The following is a 22,850-nucleotide window of genomic DNA, read 5'->3' on the forward strand; positions in this document are numbered from 1 at the left end:
GGGACTAACTTGGGAATGCTTCCAGATTTAATTGCTTCTCAATGGCGCTGGAATATCTGGGCCGTCGCTGCGAATCCACTTACCATAACGCTGTTGGATCATGATGATCGTCGCGTGGCCAACGTGGTTAGAGATCCAGTGCAGCGGCACCACTTTTCCAATGAGAGCAGCTGGCTTATGAACGGGTGCCGGCACTGGTTGGGGCCGCGGTAGCGAACGCCGGCGTGTTTTAGGTGGGTTTTCCAGAAGCGCTCGCGGATAGCGTTCTCGTAAAAGGGCGAGTTAGCCCAACTGGTCACCATGGCGATATTGACCTTCTGTGGTGTTTGTTAGCTTACAGCTAAAAAATTTCTATATTTATTCTCTATTAGCTATAATGCTAGTAATGAAGACGATCACTTACCGTAAAAGTGCACTAAAGGTGCTGCAGCGAATGCCGCGGCCTGAGTCGAAGCGCATACAAGGTAAAATCAAGGCCTACGCGGAAGACCCGGAAAGCCAACGCAATAATGTGAAGGCGTTGAAGGGGAGCGATTATATTCGCCTGCGGGTAGGCGACTGGCGGGTGATCATCGACGAGCGTGGCGATGTGTTGGACATCATTAACATCGGTGCCCGTGGTGCTATTTATCAATAAAGCATCAATAATGCACCCGGCAATTAACAGGAGGCGGCATGAGTGCACCTCAGATTATTCAAACGCCCACTGGCGAGCGGCTGGTGGTACTGCCCGAGCAGGAGTACCACGCATTGCTTGCGCGGTTGGAAGACCAGGACGATATCGACGCTGCCAACGCGGTTGTGGCGCGTGGTGAAGAGTCATTTCCCGCAGCGGTTGTGGATGCGCTGCTGGACGGCGTGGCACCCGTGAAGGTGTACCGTGAATACCGTGGCCTACGCGCAGGTGAACTGGCGGAAAAAGCAGGGATTAGCCAGGGGTACCTCTCCGAAATAGAGTCAGGAAAAAAGAGCGGCTCGTTGAGTGTGCTGACCCGCATTGCGGCTGCGTTGGATGTGGAGTTGAGAGATATTACCTGACGGTCACGGCCCTCTCGGTGAGCAATGAACAGCGGCCTGCTTTTTGATATTGGCTCGCATGATCCTGAATAAACGCTTACCTCAGTCAGATCCTCTAGCGAAGCACGCGGCGGCATTTTTTAATAGGCCCCGCCCTTCGATACGCGTTTTAGTTCCGTCTTCAAGCGTCGTCTTTCAGCTTAGATCATCATCTTTTTTTCCGGAGTTCTACAGGTCTGTCGTAGCGCTTGATCAAATGGTACAAACTGTGGTCTGAGACGCCTAACCGATCAGCAACTTCAGCGACTCGATGGCCCCACGCTCTACCACCTGTTGGACGGCTTTGATTTTGAATTTTTCAGTATAACGGGCATGGCTCATGTATCCTCTAGATGCCTTTAGTATAAGGCCTAGAGTTGTCTACTAAACCCAAGGCGATTCAAGCTGATTAAACATGAGTGATTGGTTAGAAATCAAAAATGGCGTGAAAGCCAATAAAGGCTTTCACGCCATGGGTGTACATTGGTGGATAGATCAGTTAAACCAGCGCTTGAGGGTCTGTTGTGCCTGTTCATAGTGTTCATCTTTTATATGCGCTGCCACTATTGCCAGTGCACCGGCAAGAACGCCTATGTCGTCAGTATAGCCAAGAACTGGAGTTAGATCAGGTATGGCATCAACAGGAGAGATGAAATATCCAAGCGCACCATAAACCGTAGTTTTTGCCCACATTGGGGTGTCGCTATCCTTGGCTGAGTAGTACATCTTCAATGCTGGTGAGAGTGTTTTTTCACCAGCCTTCTTGGCGTACTTAGTCGTCTTGTTCCAGAAACTCTCATCTGAATAACTGTCTGCATGTGCGTCGATCTTTTCATCCAGTGATGCTTGTGGTTCGCCCTTGCTCACGTTGCCCCCTATAGTTAAATACTTGATATTATTTCATTTATCTTAGTCGTTAAGTTCCTTTGCTGGCAGTGATTGAGATTCACGGGTCAGCCCAGGCTCAATCACCTTAGGTAATCATCCAGTAGATGAAGAAGCTTGTCACCCCCTGCCTGAAGAAAATTCAACTCAGCACCAATGATGCTCACTGCATTCGACTCATATCAAACGAACGCAATGAAGTTGCTCGCATTGACTTGGAAACATTTATCTGGAGGATTTAATTTGCTGGGTTTACGCTGCCTCCAGTTAAGCGAGCAATTATTGGCTTATTTTCATGCAGTTCATGACAGCCGTTCAGACTCAAGTTGCATCAACATCCGGTAAACCCTCAGCATGGCGGATGTATTTGCAGGTAGCTCTGATTTCAAGGTTGCTTTTAAAGATGTACTTGACCATGCTCGATATGCCTGGGTAGTGAGTTCAGGCAGTGCAGACCGACATCGGCATTGGTGGTTTTCGGAGCAGTAACGACAAGTGCGGCTACGTCATATTTTTAAATGAAGCAATTCCCCACAAGCACCCTAACTAGCGGGTGGCTTAAAACGCTAAGATGGATTAGCGAATTTTAGATGAATTCGGGATTAAAAACGTCCTTCCGAGAGGGCTACTCTAATAAGCAAGGGATATAGAATGAAAAAAGCGATTTTTGTTTTACTAAGCCTCATTTCTCTAACGGGCTGTACAACAGTTTCCTACAATGGGGGGAAGAGTTGGTTAATCGGGTGAGTTATCCTGAGATCGGTGAAGTTATGACCGTGGGCGTGGGAGAGCACATGGTTGAGAAAGGCTCGATGGTTGAGGTGGGCGTTCTCCGAGTAAACCAAATGATTGATGGGGCTATGTATGACATCCCTAATAGAACCTATCGCCAGATTGGGCACGATACGGAAAATGATTTTTATGAACCTACAGGCGTGGTCAGAGGAGCCTTTGCTGATCCAATCCAAGCGCTAGCAGTTGCCAAAAAAGACAATGCTGAAATATGTGTCATAACTACTTTTGGAGGTAGTGCTTGCTATGCTGGTGACTACACAAAGGCGAAAAGGCTATCTGAGCAAGAAGACAGCTTCCAGCAGACGCTCATATATAATGGTCGCATTGGAGATAAAATCAACATTGGTTACAGAGAATTTAGCTCCAGTCTTGCCAGGCCAGCTTTCAATAACGAAGTAGAGTATGATTTAAGCACCTCCGACGAGATAAGTTACAAAGGAGCCTCCTTAGAGGTAATTGAAGCTGGAAACACAGGTATTACCTACAAGCTAATCCGGAACTTCCCTGATTGATGTAACTGTTACCTTTGAACCCGCCGCGCCGCCACTGAACTGCACCTCAAAAGTTGGACACTCATCCAACGATTGGGATGCAGTTCACAATCAGCGGGCTTTTTTTGTGCTCAGGTCAGATGCTTAGCGTCGAGTTCCTGAGAACCCTCTGTTCACGACGTTTAAAAGGCAGCACTCCGCCGAAGCCAATACCCAGCACGGCAACGATAACCACAACGATAACGACGATAGTGGTAGTAGACATATTCTCTTCCTTTGAGTAGTGAGCGTTGCTATAGCGTAGTCGCGAAAGCGTTATTTCGCACGTAGGCGACAACGACTGCACTGCGGTTTCCTCACGACGGAATGAGGTGGTCGGCGGGAGTAGGGCAGGTAGGGGGGCTGCTGGGCTTGGCGCCGTGCTTACCTGACTTGCTGTTGTTCTTTTAGGCAGTTAAGCAGCAACTGACGGATTTCTTCATGTTCCTCCGAATCGCTGCGCCATATGCAGTGCGACTGATGTCGTGTCGTTGAATCGGTCAGAGGGAGAAAGCTCACATTGGAAAACCCGGCTTTGGCAAGTGATTGGGGAACCAGGGCAACGCCCATCGCATTGGCTACCAGAGCAAGAATGGTCAACCAGTGGGAGACTTCGTGACAAATATGGGGTTTAACATCGGCGTGGTGAAACAGGCCGATGATCCTGTCGTAATAGTGAGGGGCAAGGTCGCGACCAAACAGGATGATGGGCTCATTGGCCAGTTCCTTGACCGCCAACTCGCGTCGGCCTGCTAGGTGGTGATGCGCTGGCAAGCAGCACAGGAAGGGTTCGTCCGACAGGATGACCGACTCGATTCCCTCGGGTAACGGCATCGAATGGATGAAGCCGATATCGAGCTGCTCTTGCATCACTGCTTCTACTTGATCTGCCGAGTTGCGTTCGATCAATTGTATTTCGATGCCGGGATAGCGGGATTGCAGGCGTTTGAGCAGTTCTGGCAGGCCGCGAAAGAGCATGGCGGGTGTAAACCCGACGCGCACCAGGCCGGTGGCGCTTGAGGCAATGCGCTGCACCAGCGTTTGCGAGTCTTCTAGCTGCTCGAGAATCCGGCGTGCCTGGCGCTGGAAGGCTTCTCCGGCGGGCGTGAGGGTAACGCGTTTGCTATTGCGCAGCAGCAGCTTGACCTTTAGCTCCTCTTCCAGTTGACGCAGGCTGGCACTTAGCGGTGGTTGAGAGATATGCAGACGCTGTGCTGCTCTGCCGAAATGCAGCTCCTCCGAGAGCACTAGAAAGTAACGCAACTGTCGAAATGTCAGCGCCATTGGCTTCGTTCCTTATCGTTTCTTGTTCTTCAATCATACATAAAACTGAATCAATGGATCCTAAAACAGTATTGGAGACGGCCTCCATACCGACCTAATGTGACGATAAAACATATAATAAGTCCAAGAGGTACGCCGTCGTGAATGAAATGATACACCGCAATATCCCCGATTCCTGGGGGCAGAACAGTTACCATAACGATCCCACCCTTTCCCAACTTCTGGATCTCTATTTGCCGGCGGCGCTACGTCAGCATCTGGAGCGCCACTTCAATGAGATGGGAGCCCTTGCTGGCGGTGAACTGGAAACGCTGGCTATCGAGGCTGACAAGCATCCACCTGAACTTGCCCTGCGCAGCCGAAATGGCGCCGAGCGTCAGCAGATCCTCAAACATCCAGCCTATCAACGCCTGGAAGCGTATGCCTATGGGCAGTTCGGGCTGGCGGCCATGTCGCACCGCGGTGGAGTGCTTGACTGGTCGGAACCCATGCCGCCGGTAGTGAAGTATGCGCTGACGTACCTGTTCGTGCAGGCAGAGTTTGGCCTTTGCTGCCCGCTTAGCATGACCGATGCACTGACTCGCACGTTGCGCAAGTTTGGCGACGAAGCGTTGGTGAACCGCTACCTGGAAGCGTTGACCTCACAGGATATGGATCTGGCCTATCAGGGAGCCATGTTCATGACCGAGCAGGATGCAGGCTCTGATGTAGGGGCGATTACTACGGAAGCGAGGCAGGAAGACGGCAAATGGCGCCTTTATGGCGACAAATGGTTCTGTTCTAACCCCGATGCCGCGTTGGCGATGGTGTTGGCGCGCCCCGAGCAGGGGGAGCGGGGCACTCGCGGTCTCACGCTGTTCCTGCTGCCCCGGTATCTGGAAAATGGTGATCTTAACCATTACCGCATCGTACGCCTGAAAGACAAGCTGGGTACTCGCTCCATGGCGAGCGGTGAGATCCTGCTCGAAGGCGCCGAAGCTTATGTGGTGGGAGAGCCGGGGCAGGGCTTCAAGCAGATGACGGACATGATCAACATGTCTCGTCTCTCGAACGGGGTGCGGTCGGCGGGGCTAATGCGTCGCTCACTCAACGAGGCGCTTTTCATTGCCCGCCATCGGCAGGCGTTCGGTAGCCAGCTCATCGAGCTGCCGCTTATGCAGCGTCAGCTCAGCAAGATGATGCTCACTGCCGAGCAGGGGCGCACGATGGTCTTCCACACAGCCGAGTGCCTGCGGCGTGCCGATGCGGGGGATACCCAGTCAGCCAAGCTCTTGCGCATCCTGACACCCATGATCAAGTTCCGCACCACGCGGGATGCACGCAAGGTGGCTGGGGATGGCATGGAAGTACGTGGTGGATGTGGCTACATCGAGGAGTGGTCGGATGCCCGCGTGCTGCGTGATGCCCACCTTGGCTCAATATGGGAAGGCACCAGCAATATCGTTGCCCTGGATGTTTTCCGGGCGATTCGGCGTGAACAGACCTTGCCGGTACTGGCTGACTACTTGCACCAACAGTTGCAGGCGTCCGCCATTGAGAATCACGAGCGCCACCTGTTGCAGGTGCTCCTCGACAAGGCAGTAGAGAGCGCGAATGCACTGGCAGAGGATCCTGCCTGCGAGCACGACGCGCGGCGGATCGCCAGCAGTCTCTACCACATTACCTCCGCCATTCTTATGGCCTGGGAGGCGTCCCGGATCACGGGAGACAGGCGGCGATTGGCACTCGCTTGGCTGGTGGTACGCCACAAGCTACTCCCTCCCGATCCGCTATCGGTCAGTCGAGCGTCGCCGGAAGCGCTGGCGATGCTGCTCAGCGAAACGCCGATGACCGACGAACAGGTCGTGGCGGTTGTGAATACCCAAGCACTGGCGCGTTCTCACGGGCTGGGGGGGGGTCATGGATAAGCCAAATGGCGCACTGAGCGGAATCAGGGTGATTGATCTTAGCCGTGTGTTGGGAGGCCCGTACTGCACCCAGGTGCTGGGTGACTACGGTGCGGATGTGATCAAGATCGAGCCTCCCGGGGGGGATGAAACCCGCGGCTGGGGGCCTCCTTTCGAAGGCGATGCAGCTTCCTATTTCCACGGCTTGAACCGCAGCAAGCGCGGGATGGCGCTGGATCTTCGTCATCCTGACGGCAAGGCACTGTTACTGCAGTTGCTGGAGGGCGCCGATGTGCTGGTGGAAAACTTCAAGCCGGGAACCCTGGAGAAGTGGGGGTTGAGCTATGACATTCTCAGCGCGCACTTTCCCCGCCTGATCCAGTGTCGAATCAGTGGGTTTGGTGCTGATGGTCCGATGGGCGGTTTGCCTGGCTATGACGCCATCATCCAGGCAATGGCGGGGCTGATGAGTGTCAACGGTGAGAAACAGGGGGAGCCACTGCGAGTGGGGCTGCCCATTGTCGATATCGTGACCGGCCTCAATGCCGTCATCGGTATCACCTTGGCTCTCCATGAGCGTACGCGCAGCGGGCGTGGGCAGTTTGTCGAGACAGCACTGTTCGACTCCGGGCTGTCCTTGATGCACCCCACTTTCCCAACGTGTTCTACGGTGGACCGCCGCCGGGCCGCACGGGAAATGAGCATCCCAACATTGCCCCTTATGAGGTCTACCGGACGGCGACACAGCCGATTTTTCTGGCGGTTGGCAATAATGTGCAGTTCGCGCGCTTATGCGAGTTGCTCGAATGCCACGACGTTAGCCAGGATGAACGCTTTGCAACCAATGGTGCCGCCTGGGTAACCGCGATGCACTGCGTGATGTGCTGGAAAGTGCCATGGCCAGGTGGGAAGGCGATAAGCTTGCCGACCGGTTGATGCGTATCGGCGTTCCCTGCGGGCCCGTACTCGATACCACGCAAGCGCTGGCGCATCCGCATACCCAGCACCGCGATATGATCGTCAATATCGGTCATTACAAGGGCACTGGCTCGCCGATCAAGCTGGCTCGTACGCCCTCACGCTATGAAACGCCACCCCCACGCTTTGCCGAACATACCGACGCCATCCTTCATGAAGCAGGATTGACCGTGCAACAAATAGAACACCTTAGAGCGAAAGGCGTGCTGCCGGATGTGCCGGTGGCATGAAGCCTTTTGCACAACACGCTGTACACCATTGCCCAATCCTAAGGGCTGAAAAAGAAGCACAATTAACGTTACGCCAATAACAACACAATATGAGAGCAAACCCATGAAACGCACGCACCTGGCCACTGGCCTTATCTCCACCGTTTTTGCCGTTCTAGCCAATACGGCATCGGCCGCAGAGCTTCCCAGCACCATGACATGGACCGCCTATGATGTGGGCTCGCAAGGACACTCGGAGGCCTCTGCTATCGCCGATGCCTTTGGCAAGACCTACAACACCCGCATCCGTATCCAGCCTGCAGGGTCAGCCATTGGGCGACTGCAGCCCCTGGTAAGTGGCCGGGCTGACTATGCCTACCTGGCCACGGAGTCCTTCTTTGCAACGGAAGGAATTTACGACTTCAGCGAGCGCCGCTGGGGGCCCCAAGACCTCAGAGCCGTTGCCGGAAGACCGTCTACCTTTGGTGTGCCATCGGCTGCCGACGCCAATATCCACACGCTCGAAGACTTGCGGGGGCAACGGGTTGCCTACGTGGCAGGCAACCCTTCGGTCAATGTGAAATGTGATGCGATCCTGGCCTTCGCAGGGCTGAGTCACGACGATGTGGAGGCGGTGATGTTCCCGACTCACGGCGCCGCCATGAGCTCGCTGGTCGAGGATCGGGCCGATGCCACCTGCACGACCACCACCGCCAGCCAGCTTTATGAGCTGGAAGAGTCGTCGCGTGGTATTCGCTGGGTGGATATTCCTGCCGATGATGAAGAGGGCTGGGCGCGCATGAACCAGGTGGCTCCCGTCTTCCAGTCATTCCGTGAAACCATTGGCGCCGGGCTAAGCGAAGAATCTCCCGCCAACATGCTTGCCTACCGTTACCCGATTATCGTGGCCATGGCTGATCGTGACGAAGAAGAGGTCTACCAGTTCATCAAGAGCCTGGATGAGAGTTATGACCTTTATCGTGACGCGACCGCTGCCATTCACCGCTGGGCAATCGAGGACTCCGGCGTGCCGCCTATCGATATACCTTTCCACCCTGGGGCTATCCGCTACATGCAAGAGAAAGGGCTATGGAGCGAGAAGATGCAGACATGGAACGATAACCGCCTCGCCCGCCTGGAAGCACTGAAGCAAGCTTGGGATAGCCTGCTGAACGCGGAGCCAGACCTCGAAGGGGATGCGCTTGCCGAACGTTGGGAAGCTCGCCGGCAAGAAGTGATTGGCGCGCTTTGACCACGGGGTGGATGTGTAACTGGGAGCGACATCATGAGCAATTCAAGTCAAGAGCGATTGGAAGGTTCGGCAAGGTGGATAGTGATGGGATTGGGGGCCGTTGGTCTGTTGATGACGATCAACCAAACCTTTGCCCTCAAGCTGTTGGGGTTCTATCCGATCGGTAATGCCTTTATCTACTATCTGATAGGGCTGTTCCTATCGGCGGCACTACTGATCTTTCCGGCTCGCAAGGCTGATACCGAACGCCTTCCCTGGTATGACTGGGTGCTGGCGGGGGCTGCTCTTGGTGGCGCCATCTACCTCGGCCTTAATGGCCTGCGCATGACCCAGCAAGGGTGGGAGTATTTCGCCCCGCTCGAAGCCACGCTGGTGGCAACGATGATGCTGCTACTGGTGCTGGAGGGCGTTCGTCGCTGTGGTGGCTGGGCGATTTTTGCCGTGGCACTGCTGTTTGGGCTCTATCCGCTCTATGCAGGCCACATGCCTGGTTTCCTGTGGAGTAACGGTTTTGGATGGGGGGAAACCATCCGAGCCCATGTCATGGGGGCGGAAAGCATTGTGGGCGTGCCGATGCAGGTCGTCGCCAACCTGATTATCGGCTTCGTCGTATTTGGGATTGCGCTAACCATCACCGGTGGCGGTGAGTTCTTTATGAATTTCGCCACTGCATTGATGGGCCGAAGCCGCGGCGGGCCCGCCAAGGTGGCCGTCGTTTCCAGTGCCTTCATGGGCAGCTTATCCGGTAGTGCGGTATCCAATATCCTGACCACAGGGACGATTACCATTCCTGCCATGAAGCGCAGTGGCTATTCACGCGAATATGCCGCTGCCGTAGAGGCGTGCGCCTCCACGGGCGGAACCTTGATGCCGCCCGTTATGGGGGCCGTTGCCTTCATCATGGCTTCCTTCCTAGGCGTCAGTTACGGTGAGGTAATGCTGGCGGCGTTGCTGCCTGCGGTGCTCTTCTACCTGGCCCTGCTGCTTCAGGTAGATAACTATGCTGCCCGCAAAGGCCTCATGGGCATGCCCGCCAAGGATATTCCCAGGGTGCGTGACACGCTGCTCTCTGGATGGCCGTACCTACTCAGTTTGGGCGTGCTGATCTACATGCTGCTTGTCATGCGTCTGGAAAGCCAGGCGCCTTACTATGCCACCCTGATATTGCTGGCGATTGCACTGGTACGCCGTCAGCAGCGGCTGCGTATCAGCCAACTGCTGGATTTTTTCTATCAGTTGGCACACGGGGTGGGGAGTCTGGTCGCCGTTTTGGCCGGTATCGGTTTGGTGGTCGGTGGGCTTTCCTATACGGGGGTTGCAGGAGCTTTCTCTCGCGAACTGCTGTTGTATGCAGGTGACAGCATTCCCCTGATGCTGGCGGCGGGTGCGATTACCAGCTTTATCCTCGGGATGGGAATGACGGTCAGCGCATGCTACATATTCCTGTCGATCCTGCTTGCGCCAGCGCTAGTGGGTGCTGGCCTCAATCCTCTTGCCAGCCACCTGTTCATTCTTTACTGGGGAATGCTCTCCTATATCACTCCACCCGTGGCGCTAGCCGCCATTACTGCTGCCGGTGTTGCCGGCGCCAACAGCACCCGAACGAGCCTGTATGCCGTGCGGTTGGGAGCCGTGCTGTTCGTACTGCCGTTTCTGTTTGTGCTCAACCCATCGCTGATTTTGCAGGGCCCCCTGTTGAGCGTGATGGCCTCCGCTTTTACAGCCATGACCGCGATCTGGTTGGTGGCAGCGGCGATGGAAGGATACCTTTATCGAATAGGTTCGGTGGGAGTGCGCATGCGTTGTGCGCTGCTGCTGCCTGCCGCACTGATGATCTACCCCGAATGGATCAGTGACCTGCTGGGCTTTCTAGCGCTTGCATTGTGCTACCTGATGGCGATGCTGCACACCACGAAACGCGCAGACATCACGAAGTGCTCCACCTAGGTAAAGTTGCTTGGACACCCACGGCGTTCGTCAGCAGAGCTTGCCGAGCGCCGTCATGCTTACTCTGCATCCCGCAACGCTTTCCCCAGACTGCCAAAGTAGTCGCTGAACGCTGCATTGATCTGTTCCCTCTGTGCGCCCCGTGGGTAAAGCCCTCTTTCCGCTTCAGGAGAGGCCTTGGTGCCTTTGACCAGGAAGTGATTGGTGATGGCCGCATCTTGCACAAACCCTTCAAAGGCGCGTGCGCAGAGCTCTTCGGGTTTACTGTAATAGAGCTGTCCAAGTTTTTTATCCACTTGCACCGAATGCTGAAACAGCTCGCTAGGCTGATCGCCTGCTGGCTGCAGCAGAATAGCTTTGAAACAGTCCATCAATAATTGATTAAGCGGGTGGGGAATGGGCGTCGCATCAGCCAGCCACGCGGTAGAGGCGAACATGCCGTTGGGGATGCCACGAAAACACTTGCTGACGATGTAGTGATCAAAAGCATGAAACCACTCGTGGGCAATGCTGCCGGGGCCAGCGTTTTTAGCCAGCGCAAAACTGCGTTGGCTGGGGTCATAGTGGGCAGAAACACCCGGTCGACCACCGCTGCCGTACTGCAGCGCGATTGAGCCGCGTAGGGAAATCAACGCCTCTGTTCCCTGTAAAATCAACATAAGATCGCACAGTGCATCATGAAACAGCTCGGCGGCACGGTCGCGCTCAGCGTTGGTTACCCAGCGTCCAATCTCAATGGAGCGAAAATCAAACTGACGCCGGATCAGGGCAAAACTGCTGGCTTGCCCTTGGCGATGGTCAGGACCACTGCGATAAAAATCCCGCGCTGCGATGCTCACTTGTCGTTTCTCCTTGCATTCCGCCATCCAGACCCCCACTAACTAACCGTAACGCATTTTAATTGCCTCATTTTCCACCGCCAGGAGAGAGATATGAGCAAGCGTATTTTAGTGGTACTGACGTCTCACGATCAGTTGGGTGATACCGGTAATGAAACCGGTTTTTGGCTCGAAGAGCTGGCAGCCCCTTATTATGTCTTTAAAGACGCGGGTGCTGAAGTAACGTTGGCATCGCCCAAGGGTGGGCAGCCGCCGCTTGACCCAAAAAGTGACGCAGACGATAGCCAAACCGATGAAACGCGCCGCTTTAAGCAAGATGAAAAAGCTAACGCGGAGCTTGCCGCTACCCATCGCTTGAGCGACATGAAGGCTGATGATTTCGATGCGGTATTCTACCCCGGGGGCCATGGCCCGCTATGGGATCTCGTTGACGACGCGGACTCGATTCGCTTGATCGAAACCTTTATCGCCCAAGGCAAGCCGGTTGCCACGGTTTGTCACGCGCCGATAGTGTTGGTAAATGCTAAAGACAGCGCTGGTGAACCGCTAGTAAAAGGCCGCCAAGTAACGGGCTTTACTAACGGCGAAGAGGAGGCTGTGGGCTTGACCAATATCGTGCCGCATCTCGTTGAAGATGCCTTGCAAAAGTGCGGCGGGATTTATAGCAAAGCGGATGATTTCACTCCTTACGTACGTGAAGATGGCCAACTGATCACAGGGCAAAACCCGCCTTCCTCAGCGCTCACGGCTGAAACGCTAATGGCGTGGCTGACGAAATAACCCGCCGGTATTAATACCGGGTTTGGTGACGACGGCGAGGCTCTCCTCGCCGTTTGTATTTTTGGGTGCCGATTAGATTCTGACTATGCTTATAGGGAGATAGGTTATTTATTTTTAAGTAGCTATGTTCTCAACAGCGCAGTTCTCAGCAGCGCAACAAGGAGGCGACTAACATGGAGACAGCACGCGTCTATCGGATGAAAACCGCGGAACATCTCTGCCCATTCGGTATGAAAACGGTCGATTTGTTAAAGCGCAAAGGCTACCAGGTCGATGACCATCCGCTCACATCCCGAGATGAAATCGAGGCATTCAAGGATCAGGAGAATGTCGATACCACTCCGCAAACCTATATAGGTGATAAACGTATTGGCGGCTATGAAGAGGTGCGTGAGCATTTAGGCATGAGCGTGCCGAGTGCAAAAGAGACTTCCTATCGGCCGGTGATCGCGATTTTTGTGACCGCTTTGCTCATTGGGCTGGCGATTAGCTGGGTTGCCAATGGCACCTTAGTGGCAGCACGAATGCCTGAGTATGCGGTGGCCACGGCCATGGTGCTGCTGGGTTTGCAGAAGCTGCAGGATGTAGAGAGCTTTAGCTCGATGTTCCTTAACTACGACTTACTGGCTCAGCGCTATGTCCCTTACAGCTATGTGTACCCCTACGCAGAAACCCTGGCAGGGATACTAATGCTGGCCGGTGCCATGCTTTGGCTGGCAGCACTGCTGGCGCTGTTTATCGGCACGGTGGGCGCGGTGTCGGTTTTTAAAGCCGTGTACGTGGATAAGCGTGAGTTGAAATGTGCCTGCGTTGGCGGAAGCAGCAATGTGCCACTAGGGTTCGTATCGCTGACAGAAAATATCGCCATGGTGCTGATGGGGCTATGGATGCCGCTGAAAATGTTGCTATAACAATCGTCGTCAAAAACTTGCTTGGCTAAAATGCTATTTAAAATCCAAAATCCGTTAAAAAATAATTTATTTGCCGCTACATATCACAGGTTAGATAAACCCGCTGTTATAAAGCGCACTGTGTGCACACAGCGAAGGGAACTCGCGACAGGGAAGAACAAGCAAGGATTGCTTGTGTAGCACAAGGATGCACAAACAGGATGTTTGTGGTGCAAGATCAGGGAAGAATAGATGAAAACCCGGCCAAGGAGTGGCCGGGTTTTTTTACCCTGGAATAAACAAAAATTTAATTAAGCTCTTATGACGCTTTTGTTAATAATGTATTGCTATTGATAGTAAAAAGGCAGCGGTCACAAAGATAAGCCTTTTTTATAATAACCGCTTAAGTTGGTAAGCGATTGTTTTAACAAGCATAGTGATAATAAAGCGAGCTTAATTCACTCAAGGGTATTTCAACCGCTGTTTGACAGTTCAGGCAGCGTACGGTGGTACTGTTTTTACCGGTGCCTTCTAAACGGAAGCGGTTCAAAAACGGGTCTTTGGGTGACTCTGAGTTACCACAATGACGACAGATGACATCCAGCCCGTTGACTTTGCTGCTAATAATAATGTCTCGCACGCTGACCTCCTACCATTAGGTTAGATGATGGTTCAGGCGTGGTAACGTCCGTGTAGAGTAGCATCGTTGCCGATACTTTTAATAGTATAGCGCTGCAAGGCATATGTGCCATATAAAAAAGCGTGCTTTAAATAGGTGCAGTTAATCTGAATAAAAAAGATAAATTTTTTCCGGTTTAATAACATAGGTTAGATAAATAGAGTGTTTTAAGGTTCACTGTGAGTACACAGCATAAGGAAGTGGCAACAGGGAAGATAAAGCTAGGGAAGCTTACGCTCATGGATGCACAAACAGGATGTTTGTGAAGACGAATCAAGGAAGGTTTGATAAAGCCCCAGCCAGGGAGTGGCCGGGGCTTCTTTTTTATACGCTTGTTTTATTTCTTCGCTTTTTTCTTACTTTTCTTACTGTCGTTGCCTTGGCTAACTGTTTTGCCTTCGCTGCTCTCGTCTTTGCTGTCATCCTTCTCACTGTCAGGCTTGTCGCCGCCTTGATGGGTGAGCGGGCTCGCTTGGTCTAAGCGCGGGTGGTTATCCAGGAATTCACGCTGTAGGTCAGGCATGACATCCAGGGCTTGCAGGGTATGGGTGAGGGCATGGATCGCCGCCAGCACGTCCTGGGTATGGCCTGTTTCTGAGATGGTGTGCATGTTGCGAATAGGGAAGCCAATTGAGGTAGCGGCACTATCGATAGACGCCAATACGCCTGCCATGCCATCGGTACCCGTATCCACACCGACAATATCGCGCTGTAGCGGAATGTCCTGCTCTTTAGCGGCAGTGGCGATAATCCGATTGAGCTGTTCACTGGCAATAGAGCCCACCGCCATGGTGAAGCCTTTGCCCATCTCTAGCGGCTGCATACGCTTGTCGCCGATGCCTGGTGCGGCCACGTAGTCATGGTTTACATCGACGCCAATCAAAGCATCCGGCTTCATTTCGCCCGCCATTACGCGGCTGCCGAAACGGCCAATCTCTTCATAGCTGGCAATCGCAAACAGCACTCGCACGTTTTTGGTTCCACCTGCTTTGGCGACCAAACGCGCCACTTCGGCGGTCACAAAGCAGCCTAATCCGTTATCCAGGTAGGCACCGTAGAAGGTATTGGGACTAAAGCCGGAGCGGATTGGACGGTCGAAAATAATCGAATCGCCGGGCCGTACACCCAGGTTCAGCACCTGTTGCTTTTTATTTTCGCCGTGGATCTGTAGATCCAGGTAGATCTGCTCTTTTTTCAGGCCTTTGCTGCCATCGCGCTGGGCAGGATCGGAGAAGTGAATCGCGCCCAGGGCCTCGACCGTGCCGCCTTCAATGCAGCGGTAGCTACCGGGGGCGTCGGGTCTTCGCTGAACAGCTTCACTTCATGGCCGATAAGCACGGTGGGCAGGAAGGAGTCGGTGTTGATCCAGATCTTGCCGTCTTCTCCAATCGAGCGCACCTGCATGCGGATTTTGTCCGCATGGCCGATCAGCATGACCTTGAACATGTCGTCGCGGCCGGGGTGAGTGTCCAGCACAACGCCCGCGTTGCCCTTAAACTGGTGAAGGTGCCAGCTTTTAGGCGCGAAGCTCTCAAAATGCGGCTTGAGCACGCCGTAGGTCATGGCAGCTTCCAGGCCTACGGGGCTAGGGGCGGCAAGAATATCGCGCATCAGTTTGAACTGCGCGTCGGGCATCGGTTGTGTCCAGGGTTTTGCACTATCGCTCATCGTTGTCGCTCACTCATTTTTAGGTGGATGTTAATCACCTCTAGTCTGCCAGATTCCCGCACTGTGTGTAGAGAAAGCCGCTTATTCATGGTGATGAATTAGCTCGCGCAGGGCGCTGGTGGCGGCGGAAGGAGGGTGACGGCGGTTTAATATAATGCCCAGCTCACGACGAATGGTCGGCTCCACCAGCGGGCGGTATTCAATACCATCGGCGGCAATTTGCCGAAAACTGAGCGAGGGCAGCACGCTAATGCCTAACCCCGCGGCTACCATGCGACCTACTGTGGCGATCTGGCGTGCATCGCACAAGATATCCAGCCGTTCTCCTACGCTCTGCATAATGCGGTCAATATCCTGGCGCGAGCTGGAAAGGCGATTGATACCAATAAACGGATAAGCCGCGAGTTGGCTCCAGGCGACGGCTGATTGCGCCAGCAACGGATGCCCGCAGGGGCAAACGACCACATAGCTGTCTTCGAGGACGGGCTCAAACGTCAAGTCGTCTGCGTCGCTTGGTGGCACTGAAAGACCCAGGTCGGCGCGGCCTTCGCGCACCATTTGATTGATCTGCTCAGCCAGCACATCGTGCAGGCTGAGGTTAATACGTGGGTAGGCCTCGTGAAAAAGCTTAATGACGCGCGGGAATAGTCCTGCCGCCAGAGTAGGCAGGGCGGCCACGGTTACCTTTCCGCGCTGTTTGGAAAATTGGTCGTTGAGATCTTCAAAGGCTTCATTCCAATCATTCAAGAGCCGCACGGCAACGGGCAGAAAAGCTTCGCCTTCCGGTGTTAACGCGAGCTGGCGCGTGGTGCGGGCAAACAGTGCACCACCGACGTTCTCCTCAAGTTTACGTAGGGCGATCGAGATCGCCGGTTGGGAAAGGTGCACGCGCTCGCTGGCCTCTGCAAGGCTGCGCGAGTGGGCGACGGCAACAAAAACACGCAACTGCTGGATGCTTGGATTCATTTAGAAAGTAAAACATAAGTTAAAAACTATTCAATATACAAAATTAAATCTGAGCACCATGCTTGGCTTATCGCGATTCGATTCGTCGCGATCACCGTTTTAGATAAAAAACCGCTCTACAATAACAATAGCTCGCCTAGCGAGCTTCGGAGACACAATGAAAACGCTACTGACCGCCATGGTGGCAAGCGCCGCTGTGCTAGCCGCTGCGACCTCTCATGCCGATGAACGCCTGTTGATTGGCTCTACCTCCAGCTCCTCCAGCCACTACAGCTACTTTGTGGCAGTCAATCAGATTATTAATAACCAAGTTGAAGGGATCAGTTCTTCGGTTGCCGAAACCGGTGCCACGGTGGATAACCTGCGCCGTTTAGGCCGCAACCAAATCGATATGGGCCTGGTGACCACCAATACGGGGTATCACGCCTACGCCGGTGAGGAGGATTTTGAAGGCCGCCCCGTCGATAACCGCCTGCTCTGGGTCTACACCGTGGCACCGCAGAATACCGTAATGCGCCAGGATGCAGGGGTGGAAACCTTCGCTGACTTAAATGGTGTGCGCTTCAATCCAGGCATTACGGGGTCAGCCACCGAGAAAACCACCGAAGCGGTAATGCGCGCACTTGGCATCGAACCGGAGTATGTACGTGGATCCACCACCGATATGGTCGACGCCATGAAAGATGGTCGCGTGATGGGGTCGGTAAAATCGGGTGTCGGAGAACGTCTGGATGGCTCCTCCATGGATATCGCCACTTTCACACCGATTAGCGTGCTGTCGCTTGACCAAGAGCAGGCCGACACACTGCGCAGCGAAATGCCCGATGTGGCGATTGTCGATGTACCTGAAGGGGCTGCGGAGGGGATTCCTGCCTACACCACTTGGGCCTTTGGTGTTGCCGTGCACGCCCATCCGGATATGGATGAAGAAACCGCCTATCAAATCGTCAAAGCGGTGATGGAAAACCCAGAGCCGCAGGTTAACGCCTTTGCGGCCATGCAGGATGCGGACATGGCGAAAATGACCCTGGAGGTTGGCACCGTGCCACTGCATGCCGGTGCTGCGCGCTATTTCGAAGAGCAGGGGTATGACATCCCCGATGCCTTGCAGCCAGTCCAGTAAGGCCCATTGGAGAAGATGATCATGCGCGAGACAGTCACCAAAGGCTTGGCGCTCCTGTTGGGCGGGCTAATCCTGTATACCTCCGCCACTGGGCCGTTCGAGAGTTTGATTCAGCGGAGTATCTTTCTTGCGCTGGTCATTTTGCTAGGGCTTGCCGTTTACCCGTTAGGGCAAGGCAAGCGCTGGCGCCCGCTGGGTATCGCTATTGATGCGGTGCTGGCAGTGGGAGTGGTAGTTGCCTGCAGCTATGTGGCGCTTAACTACGAGAAAATTCTGGTCGAACTCCCCTGGGCAACACCGCGGGATATGCTGCTGACCGGCGTGCTGCTAGTGGCCATCCTGGAACTGGCACGCCGTGCCATCGGTGTGATCTTTCCACTGTTAGTGTTAGTGGGTTTGGCTTATGCGTGGTTTGGGGCGGCAATCCCAGGGCCGCTTGGCCACCGTGGGTTTGATCTTTACTACATGACCGAAACCATTTACCTCGGTGATTTAGGCGTGTGGGGCATGCTGGTGGGCGTCGCCGCGACCACCATTGCCGCTTTCGTACTGTTCGGCTGTTTGCTGCTGCACACGGGGGGCGGCAATACCTTTATGGATCTGGCGCTGCGTATCAGCGGACGCTCGCCGGGCGGTGCTGCCAAAGTGGCCACGGTGGCCTCGGGCTATTCGGCATGGTCAGCGGCAGTGCGGTGGCCAATGTGGCCACCACGGGCAACTTCACCATTCCCATGATGAAACGCTTAAATTATCCACGCCCGTTCGCGGCTGGGGTAGAAGCCGTGGCCTCTACCGGCGGCCAAATCGCACCGCCGATCCTGGGCGCTGCGGCATTTATCATGGCGGAAATTCTCGGTGAAAGTTACCTGCGTATCGCCTTGGCGGCCTTGTTGCCAGCGATTCTTTTCTACCTGGGGGTGTTTGTCACCATTCACTTGGTCGCCAAGCGCCGCCAACTGCAGGTAGTGCCCGATGATGAGCTACCAAGCTGGTCAGACGTGATACGCCCTGAACGAATTATTCCCATTCTGGCTGCATTAGGCGGGCTGTTTTACGGCGTGCTCAGTGGTCGTTCGATCCAAATGTCGGCGTTCTACGGCATCTTGATGACCGTGCTAACGTTCGTGCCTTTTGCGCTTATGGCTAAGATGCCGCTGCGCGAGATCCTCGGCAAGCTGGTGGCAGGCTTAGTCGATGCAGGCAAGGGCATGGTCATTATTGGCGTGCTGCTGGCCGGGGCGCAGATACTGGTGGCGATGATCGGTATGACAGGCATCGGTGTGACCCTAGCCAGCTTGATAGTCACGGTGGGCGGAGAGTCGCTGTTCCTGGTCGCCTTTATCGTCGGCGGCGTGTGTCTGATTTTGGGCATGGGGATTCCGACCACGGCAGCGTATGTTCTGGTGGCATCAGTGCTGGCGCCTGCGCTCACCACCATCGGTGTTGAGCCGCTGATTGCCCACCTATTCGTTTTCTACTTCGCGACACTCTCAGTCATTACACCGCCTGTCTGCATTGCGGTCTTTGTGGCCTCAGGCATTGCCGACACCAACTGGCTGCCTGCGGCGGTTGAATCAGTGCGCTTGGCGGCGGCTATCTACGTCATTCCCTTCCTGCTGCTGATCTACCCAGCCCTGGCAGGGTTTGGTTCTGCCCTGGAGATCGTCTTGGCCAGCTGCCAAGGGGTCGTGTTTGTGATGGCCTTCGCCGCGCTGATGTCCCGGGTAGCCATGACGGGTAAGCGCGTGATCGATGTCGTGGGGCTGATCGCGGTCATTGGACTGGCGCTGACACCCGGCTGGCTGACCACGCTGGCGGCGCTAGCCCTGATCATTGGGCTATTTATACGCCGCCGCTCGCTGCTGAGAGACGAGCAGGGGGCCGTCGCGGGCGACCACCACTCTCTTCAGGCCAAGGAGACACAGCTATGAGCTTTTTATTAGGCAGTGGTGCGGGTTTTTCTGGCGACCGTACCGATGCGGCCGTGGCGGTGGTGGCAGAGTTGATCAAGCGACAGCAGCCCTCCGCTTTAGTATTTGAAACCCTGGGTGAACGGACATTAGCGGCAGCTCACCGCGCGATGCGTGATGATCCCGAAAGCGGGTTTGAACCGCTGTTAGACGAGCTGCTGGCGCCAGTGCTCCGCGACTGCCTGGATCACGACATTAAGATTTTAGGCAACTTTGGTGCGGCGAACCCCCGTGGTGCTTGTCAAGTAATTGCTGACTTGTCGACACAGCTTGGGCGCGGGGATGTGCGCATTGCCCAGGTGCACGGTGACGATATCCGCCAGCAGCTACATAGCTTGGACTTACAGCGCTGGGAGGCCGAGCGGCTGGATATGCCTGGCGATGACGCCCTGATTTCAGCCAATGTCTACCTGGGAGCCAAGGCGCTGGCTGAGGCGTTGGTCATGCAGGCGGATGTGGTGGTTACAGGCCGTGTTGCCGACCCGGCGCTGTTTTTAGCGCCGCTGATGCACCACTTCGATTGGCGTTGGGACGATTGGGATCGCCTGGGCGGGATGATGGCGGGGCATTTGGCTGAGTGTGGCGCCCAGGTAAGCGGCGGCTACTTTGCCGGGTTTTAAAGACGTGCCGGGGCTCGCCACGGTGGGCTATCCGATTATTGAAGTGGAGCAGGATGGCAGCCTTATTATTACCAAGCCTGCCAATACCGGTGGCTGTGTTACCGAGCAAACGGTGAAAGAACAGCTGCTTTACGAAGTGCATGACCCGGCGAATTACCTAACCCCGGATGTCACGGTGGATCTTTCCCACGCCGAGGTGCGTCAGTTGTCACCTAACCGTGTGGCGGTGACGGGAATTCGCGGCAAGCCTGCGCCTGAGCGGCTAAAAACCACCGTGTGCTATGAAGGCGGTTGGCAGGGCGAGGCGGAAATCTCCTATGCCGGCCCGAACGCCTTGGCACGAGCCCAGCTTGCAGCGCAGGTACTGCGTGAACGATTGGTGTTTCGAGCCCCTGCTGCGTACCCGCTTGGATATCATTGGCTTGGCCAGCGTATTCGATAGCGATAGCGGTGAGCTGCAGCGTAGCGCTTCAGCGTCTGCCAGCGGCGATTATCGGCTGCGACTGGCGGCCGAGCACAGCGAGCGGCGCTGGGTAGCCCGCGCCACCCAGGAGCTATTGGCGCTTTATTGTGCCGGGCCTGCGGGCGGCGGCGGCGTGCGGCGTCAGTTTCAACGGCGAGTGTTTACGGCCTCATATTTGGTCAAACGTAGCGACGTTCATGCCCATGCCAGTCTGTTTGAAGCGTCGCCCCTCGGCGAACGTAGGAGTGAACGTTATGCTGCAAGCTGAACCCACGCAAACGGCGGTGCACCCGCATTCCTCGGTCACCCTTCATCAACTCGCCCATGCCCGTGCAGGTGATAAGGGCGAGCGGCTAAACGTGGCACTGTTTGCCTATGACCCAGACCATTACACCACCCTGCTGGAGCAGGTAACCGAGGAGCGTGTGCTGGCGCTGTTTGCTCATCGTGGTGCCAGCCGAGTGCGGCGTTACCCTTTGCCTAATTTGGCGGGCATGAACTTCGTGATCGATGACGTGCTGCAGGGCGGCGTTAATGGCGCGCTCAACTTGGACGGGCATGGCAAAACGCTATCGTTTTTGCTGTTAAGCATGGAGGTAGATGCGAGCTAGGCCTTTTTAACCTCGCTCCTCGACTTAGGTGGTCATGACCCGCTGCCTGAAAGGCCTTACTATGACGATAAAATACGCACGCTAATTAACATAACGTCCGCTCAGTCGTCGTTAAAGAGCCGTTCAGGAGCAGCCCCATGACCGTCGCAACGCTAGGTGCCCAGCGCTTCAAAGTGCTGTTGGCGGGCGTTTTTAGCCAAATATTATGTGTTGGCATCGCGCGCTTTGCCTATACCCCATTGCTACCGGTCATGCAGCAGCAGACCTGGATGGGTGATGCCGATGGCGGCTGGCTGGCTGCGGTTAACTACGCGGGCTATATGCTGGGGGCCGTGCTGGCCGCCTCTATTCACAGTATTTATATCAAAGACACGCTATTTCGCTGCGGGTTAATCCTGGCGGTAATCACGACTGCGGGTATGGCGCTTACCGATCACTTCTGGGTTTGGGCGGGGTTGCGTTTTCTGGCGGGTCTTTCAAGCAGCGCTGCAATGCTATTAGCGTCAGGGCTGATTCTTCACTGGTTAATCCAACATCGCCAGCGCGGCGAGCTGGGAATTCATTTTGCCGGTTTGGGGCTAGGCATGATTGTCGCGGCGGTGGCAGTGGAGATGATGCTCCAGTTTTCCTTTAGCTGGCAGACCCAATGGTGGGGCTTTAGCCTGCTGGGTGCCGTGCTGCTGGTGCCTGCCTGGCGCTGGCTGCCGCGGCCGGAAAGGCCGCTAGAAGGGGCTCACGTGGCGAGTAGCCGAACCGCTACGCCGCCAACACGTATTTTTATGCGCTGGATGCTCGCCGCCTACTTTTGCGCCGGTTATGGCTATGTGATCAGCGCTACCTTCTTAGTTGCCATCGTTGAGCGTGAGCCGCTGCTGGCGGGGATGGGCAACTGGACGTTCGCTCTGGCCGGTTTAGCCGCCGCCCCAGCGGTGATGCTGTGGGATCTGGTCGCCCGTCGAGTGGGCTATTTAGGGGCGCTTATTCTCGCCATGGGGATTCAGGTAGTGGGGATCGTACTGCCTGCGATTACCGCGAACTCAGCAGTGGTACTGCTCAGTGCGGTGCTCTATGGCGGTACCTTCCTTGGTTGCGTCAGCCTTGTGCTGACCATGGCAGGTAGGCTCTATCCTTCCAGCCCCGCGCGGCTAATGGGGCAGATGACTCTGGCATACGGCGCCGCCCAGATATGCGCCCCGGCATTAACCGGTATGTTGGCTGAAACCTCTGGCCACTATGATGTTGGGCTGTGGTTGGCGGGCGGTTTTGTAACGCTTGGCGCGGTGCTGCTGGCCTGTTTGCGCCGGGTAGATCAAACCGCTCAACGCTTGGATGCCGCCGCAAAAGCCACGGTGTACGCCTAGGAACTGGGGCCTAGTGGGCATTACCCTCGAAATCCTTTAGGATGAGCGCCTTTTTCTT

20 protein-coding genes and 3 pseudogenes are annotated in these 22,850 nt (G+C 55.2%); 16 read left to right on the top strand and 7 right to left on the bottom strand.

Going from position 1 to position 22,850, the window contains the following annotated elements; translation table 11 throughout:
• Positions 1-433: 433 nt before the first annotated feature.
• A complete protein-coding gene (locus tag FDY98_RS07355) occupies positions 434-637 on the top strand; it encodes a type II toxin-antitoxin system RelE family toxin (protein WP_231500695.1) in 204 nt (67 codons plus the stop codon).
• Positions 638-675: 38 nt separating this feature from the next.
• Positions 676-1,038, top strand: a complete 363-nt coding sequence (locus FDY98_RS07360; RefSeq protein ID WP_022520397.1) for a helix-turn-helix domain-containing protein — start codon at positions 676-678, stop codon at positions 1,036-1,038.
• Positions 1,039-1,225: 187 nt separating this feature from the next.
• Here the strand turns inward: FDY98_RS07360 and FDY98_RS29370 are convergent, their stop codons facing one another.
• Together FDY98_RS29370 and FDY98_RS07370 are read right to left on the bottom strand one after the other, a co-directional pair.
• Positions 1,226-1,372, bottom strand: coding sequence for a helix-turn-helix domain-containing protein (locus tag FDY98_RS29370; protein ID WP_155705978.1), 147 nt, complete (start codon positions 1,370-1,372; stop codon positions 1,226-1,228).
• A 179-nt stretch (positions 1,373-1,551) separates the two neighbouring features.
• Positions 1,552-1,923 (bottom strand): YkvA family protein, encoded by a 372-nt coding sequence (locus FDY98_RS07370; RefSeq protein WP_190373613.1) that lies wholly within the window; start codon positions 1,921-1,923, stop codon positions 1,552-1,554.
• Positions 1,924-2,735: 812 nt separating this feature from the next.
• Between FDY98_RS07370 and FDY98_RS07375 the strand changes: the two genes are divergently transcribed.
• A complete protein-coding gene (locus tag FDY98_RS07375) occupies positions 2,736-3,248 on the top strand; it encodes a hypothetical protein (RefSeq protein ID WP_196518192.1) in 513 nt (170 codons plus the stop codon).
• Between the two features lie 115 nt (positions 3,249-3,363).
• On the opposite strand, the gene FDY98_RS27355 is transcribed toward FDY98_RS07375, so the two are convergent.
• Together FDY98_RS27355 and FDY98_RS07380 are read right to left on the bottom strand one after the other, a co-directional pair.
• Positions 3,364-3,492, bottom strand: a complete 129-nt coding sequence (locus tag FDY98_RS27355) for a hypothetical protein (RefSeq protein WP_340146815.1) — start codon at positions 3,490-3,492, stop codon at positions 3,364-3,366.
• A gap of 158 nt (positions 3,493-3,650) precedes the next feature.
• Entirely contained in the window at positions 3,651-4,550 is a 900-nt protein-coding gene (locus FDY98_RS07380) for a LysR family transcriptional regulator (protein WP_027959638.1), read from the bottom strand.
• Positions 4,551-4,699: 149 nt separating this feature from the next.
• Here FDY98_RS07380 and FDY98_RS07385 point away from each other — a divergent pair, with 149 nt between their 5' ends.
• The 4 genes and pseudogenes from FDY98_RS07385 (at position 4,700) to FDY98_RS07400 (ending at position 10,822) form a co-directional block, all read left to right on the top strand.
• On the top strand, positions 4,700-6,457 hold the full coding sequence (locus FDY98_RS07385) for an acyl-CoA dehydrogenase family protein (protein WP_081742635.1): 1,758 nt from the start codon (positions 4,700-4,702) through the stop codon (positions 6,455-6,457).
• A pseudogene (locus FDY98_RS07390) lies at positions 6,450-7,644 on the top strand (CaiB/BaiF CoA transferase family protein). The gene FDY98_RS07385 and the pseudogene FDY98_RS07390 overlap by 8 nt, the downstream one beginning before the upstream one ends.
• A 103-nt stretch (positions 7,645-7,747) precedes the next feature.
• A complete protein-coding gene (locus FDY98_RS07395; RefSeq protein ID WP_027959636.1) occupies positions 7,748-8,875 on the top strand; it encodes a TAXI family TRAP transporter solute-binding subunit in 1,128 nt (375 codons plus the stop codon).
• A 33-nt stretch (positions 8,876-8,908) separates the two neighbouring features.
• Positions 8,909-10,822, top strand: a complete 1,914-nt coding sequence (locus FDY98_RS07400; protein WP_051430544.1) for a TRAP transporter permease — start codon at positions 8,909-8,911, stop codon at positions 10,820-10,822.
• A 59-nt stretch (positions 10,823-10,881) separates the two neighbouring features.
• On the opposite strand, the gene FDY98_RS07405 is transcribed toward FDY98_RS07400, so the two are convergent.
• A complete protein-coding gene (locus tag FDY98_RS07405; RefSeq protein ID WP_027959635.1) occupies positions 10,882-11,661 on the bottom strand; it encodes a CLCA_X family protein in 780 nt (259 codons plus the stop codon).
• 93 nt (positions 11,662-11,754) lie between these two features.
• Here FDY98_RS07405 and FDY98_RS07410 point away from each other — a divergent pair, with 93 nt between their 5' ends.
• Positions 11,755-12,441, top strand: a complete 687-nt coding sequence (locus tag FDY98_RS07410; protein ID WP_027959634.1) for a type 1 glutamine amidotransferase domain-containing protein — start codon at positions 11,755-11,757, stop codon at positions 12,439-12,441.
• 173 nt (positions 12,442-12,614) lie between these two features.
• Complete coding sequence (locus FDY98_RS07415) at positions 12,615-13,352, top strand: glutaredoxin (RefSeq protein WP_027959633.1); 738 nt, start codon at positions 12,615-12,617, stop codon at positions 13,350-13,352.
• Between the two features lie 995 nt (positions 13,353-14,347).
• Here the strand turns inward: FDY98_RS07415 and FDY98_RS07420 are convergent.
• A pseudogene (locus FDY98_RS07420) lies at positions 14,348-15,678 on the bottom strand (M20/M25/M40 family metallo-hydrolase).
• Positions 15,679-15,759: 81 nt separating this feature from the next.
• Positions 15,760-16,644: a LysR family transcriptional regulator gene (locus FDY98_RS07425; protein WP_027959630.1), complete on the bottom strand. Its 885-nt coding sequence runs from the start codon at positions 16,642-16,644 to the stop codon at positions 15,760-15,762.
• Positions 16,645-16,801: 157 nt separating this feature from the next.
• Between FDY98_RS07425 and FDY98_RS07430 the strand changes: the two genes are divergently transcribed.
• The 7 genes and pseudogenes from FDY98_RS07430 to FDY98_RS07450 all read left to right on the top strand — a co-directional run bounded on the left by FDY98_RS07430 (position 16,802) and on the right by FDY98_RS07450 (position 22,792).
• The gene (locus tag FDY98_RS07430; RefSeq protein ID WP_027959629.1) at positions 16,802-17,767 is read left to right on the top strand and encodes a TAXI family TRAP transporter solute-binding subunit; all 966 of its coding nucleotides are present in this window, start codon (positions 16,802-16,804) and stop codon (positions 17,765-17,767) included.
• 306 nt (positions 17,768-18,073) lie between these two features.
• Positions 18,074-19,698, top strand: a pseudogene (locus FDY98_RS07435) (TRAP transporter permease).
• The gene (locus FDY98_RS27360; RefSeq protein WP_340146816.1) at positions 19,695-20,357 is read left to right on the top strand and encodes an acyclic terpene utilization AtuA family protein; all 663 of its coding nucleotides are present in this window, start codon (positions 19,695-19,697) and stop codon (positions 20,355-20,357) included. The pseudogene FDY98_RS07435 and the gene FDY98_RS27360 overlap by 4 nt, the downstream one beginning before the upstream one ends.
• On the top strand, positions 20,344-20,799 hold the full coding sequence (locus FDY98_RS27365; RefSeq protein WP_340146817.1) for an acyclic terpene utilization AtuA family protein: 456 nt from the start codon (positions 20,344-20,346) through the stop codon (positions 20,797-20,799). Before FDY98_RS27360 ends, FDY98_RS27365 begins: the two co-directional genes overlap by 14 nt.
• Positions 20,780-21,088: a hypothetical protein gene (locus FDY98_RS27370; RefSeq protein WP_340146818.1), complete on the top strand. Its 309-nt coding sequence runs from the start codon at positions 20,780-20,782 to the stop codon at positions 21,086-21,088. Before FDY98_RS27365 ends, FDY98_RS27370 begins: the two co-directional genes overlap by 20 nt.
• Entirely contained in the window at positions 21,075-21,431 is a 357-nt protein-coding gene (locus tag FDY98_RS07445; RefSeq protein WP_027959626.1) for an AtuA-related protein, read from the top strand. Before FDY98_RS27370 ends, FDY98_RS07445 begins: the two co-directional genes overlap by 14 nt.
• 137 nt (positions 21,432-21,568) lie before the next feature.
• Positions 21,569-22,792: a YbfB/YjiJ family MFS transporter gene (locus FDY98_RS07450; RefSeq protein ID WP_027959625.1), complete on the top strand. Its 1,224-nt coding sequence runs from the start codon at positions 21,569-21,571 to the stop codon at positions 22,790-22,792.
• Positions 22,793-22,850: the final 58 nt, after the last annotated feature.

Source organism: Halomonas sp. PA16-9 (assembly GCF_009728585.1).
Taxonomy (GTDB): Bacteria; Pseudomonadota; Gammaproteobacteria; order Pseudomonadales; family Halomonadaceae; genus Vreelandella; species Vreelandella titanicae.

Bases quoted from the DNA above. Each gene is read 5' to 3' on its own strand.
- FDY98_RS27355 (WP_340146815.1), bottom strand. From the start codon at position 3,492: ATGTCTACTACCACTATCGTCGTTATCGTTGTGGTTATCGTTGCCGTG.
- FDY98_RS27360 (WP_340146816.1), top strand. From the start codon at position 19,695: ATGAGCTTTTTATTAGGCAGTGGTGCGGGTTTTTCTGGCGACCGTACC.
- FDY98_RS07385 (WP_081742635.1), top strand. From the start codon at position 4,700: ATGATACACCGCAATATCCCCGATTCCTGGGGGCAGAACAGTTACCAT.
- FDY98_RS07360 (WP_022520397.1), top strand. From the start codon at position 676: ATGAGTGCACCTCAGATTATTCAAACGCCCACTGGCGAGCGGCTGGTG.
- FDY98_RS07400 (WP_051430544.1), top strand. From the start codon at position 8,909: ATGAGCAATTCAAGTCAAGAGCGATTGGAAGGTTCGGCAAGGTGGATA.
- FDY98_RS07415 (WP_027959633.1), top strand. From the start codon at position 12,615: ATGGAGACAGCACGCGTCTATCGGATGAAAACCGCGGAACATCTCTGC.
- FDY98_RS07375 (WP_196518192.1), top strand. From the start codon at position 2,736: ATGGTTGAGAAAGGCTCGATGGTTGAGGTGGGCGTTCTCCGAGTAAAC.
- FDY98_RS07410 (WP_027959634.1), top strand. From the start codon at position 11,755: ATGAGCAAGCGTATTTTAGTGGTACTGACGTCTCACGATCAGTTGGGT.
- FDY98_RS07395 (WP_027959636.1), top strand. From the start codon at position 7,748: ATGAAACGCACGCACCTGGCCACTGGCCTTATCTCCACCGTTTTTGCC.
- FDY98_RS07380 (WP_027959638.1), bottom strand. From the start codon at position 4,550: ATGGCGCTGACATTTCGACAGTTGCGTTACTTTCTAGTGCTCTCGGAG.
- FDY98_RS07425 (WP_027959630.1), bottom strand. From the start codon at position 16,644: ATGAATCCAAGCATCCAGCAGTTGCGTGTTTTTGTTGCCGTCGCCCAC.
- FDY98_RS07430 (WP_027959629.1), top strand. From the start codon at position 16,802: ATGAAAACGCTACTGACCGCCATGGTGGCAAGCGCCGCTGTGCTAGCC.
- FDY98_RS07445 (WP_027959626.1), top strand. From the start codon at position 21,075: ATGCTGCAAGCTGAACCCACGCAAACGGCGGTGCACCCGCATTCCTCG.
- FDY98_RS07450 (WP_027959625.1), top strand. From the start codon at position 21,569: ATGACCGTCGCAACGCTAGGTGCCCAGCGCTTCAAAGTGCTGTTGGCG.
- FDY98_RS07355 (WP_231500695.1), top strand. From the start codon at position 434: ATGCCGCGGCCTGAGTCGAAGCGCATACAAGGTAAAATCAAGGCCTAC.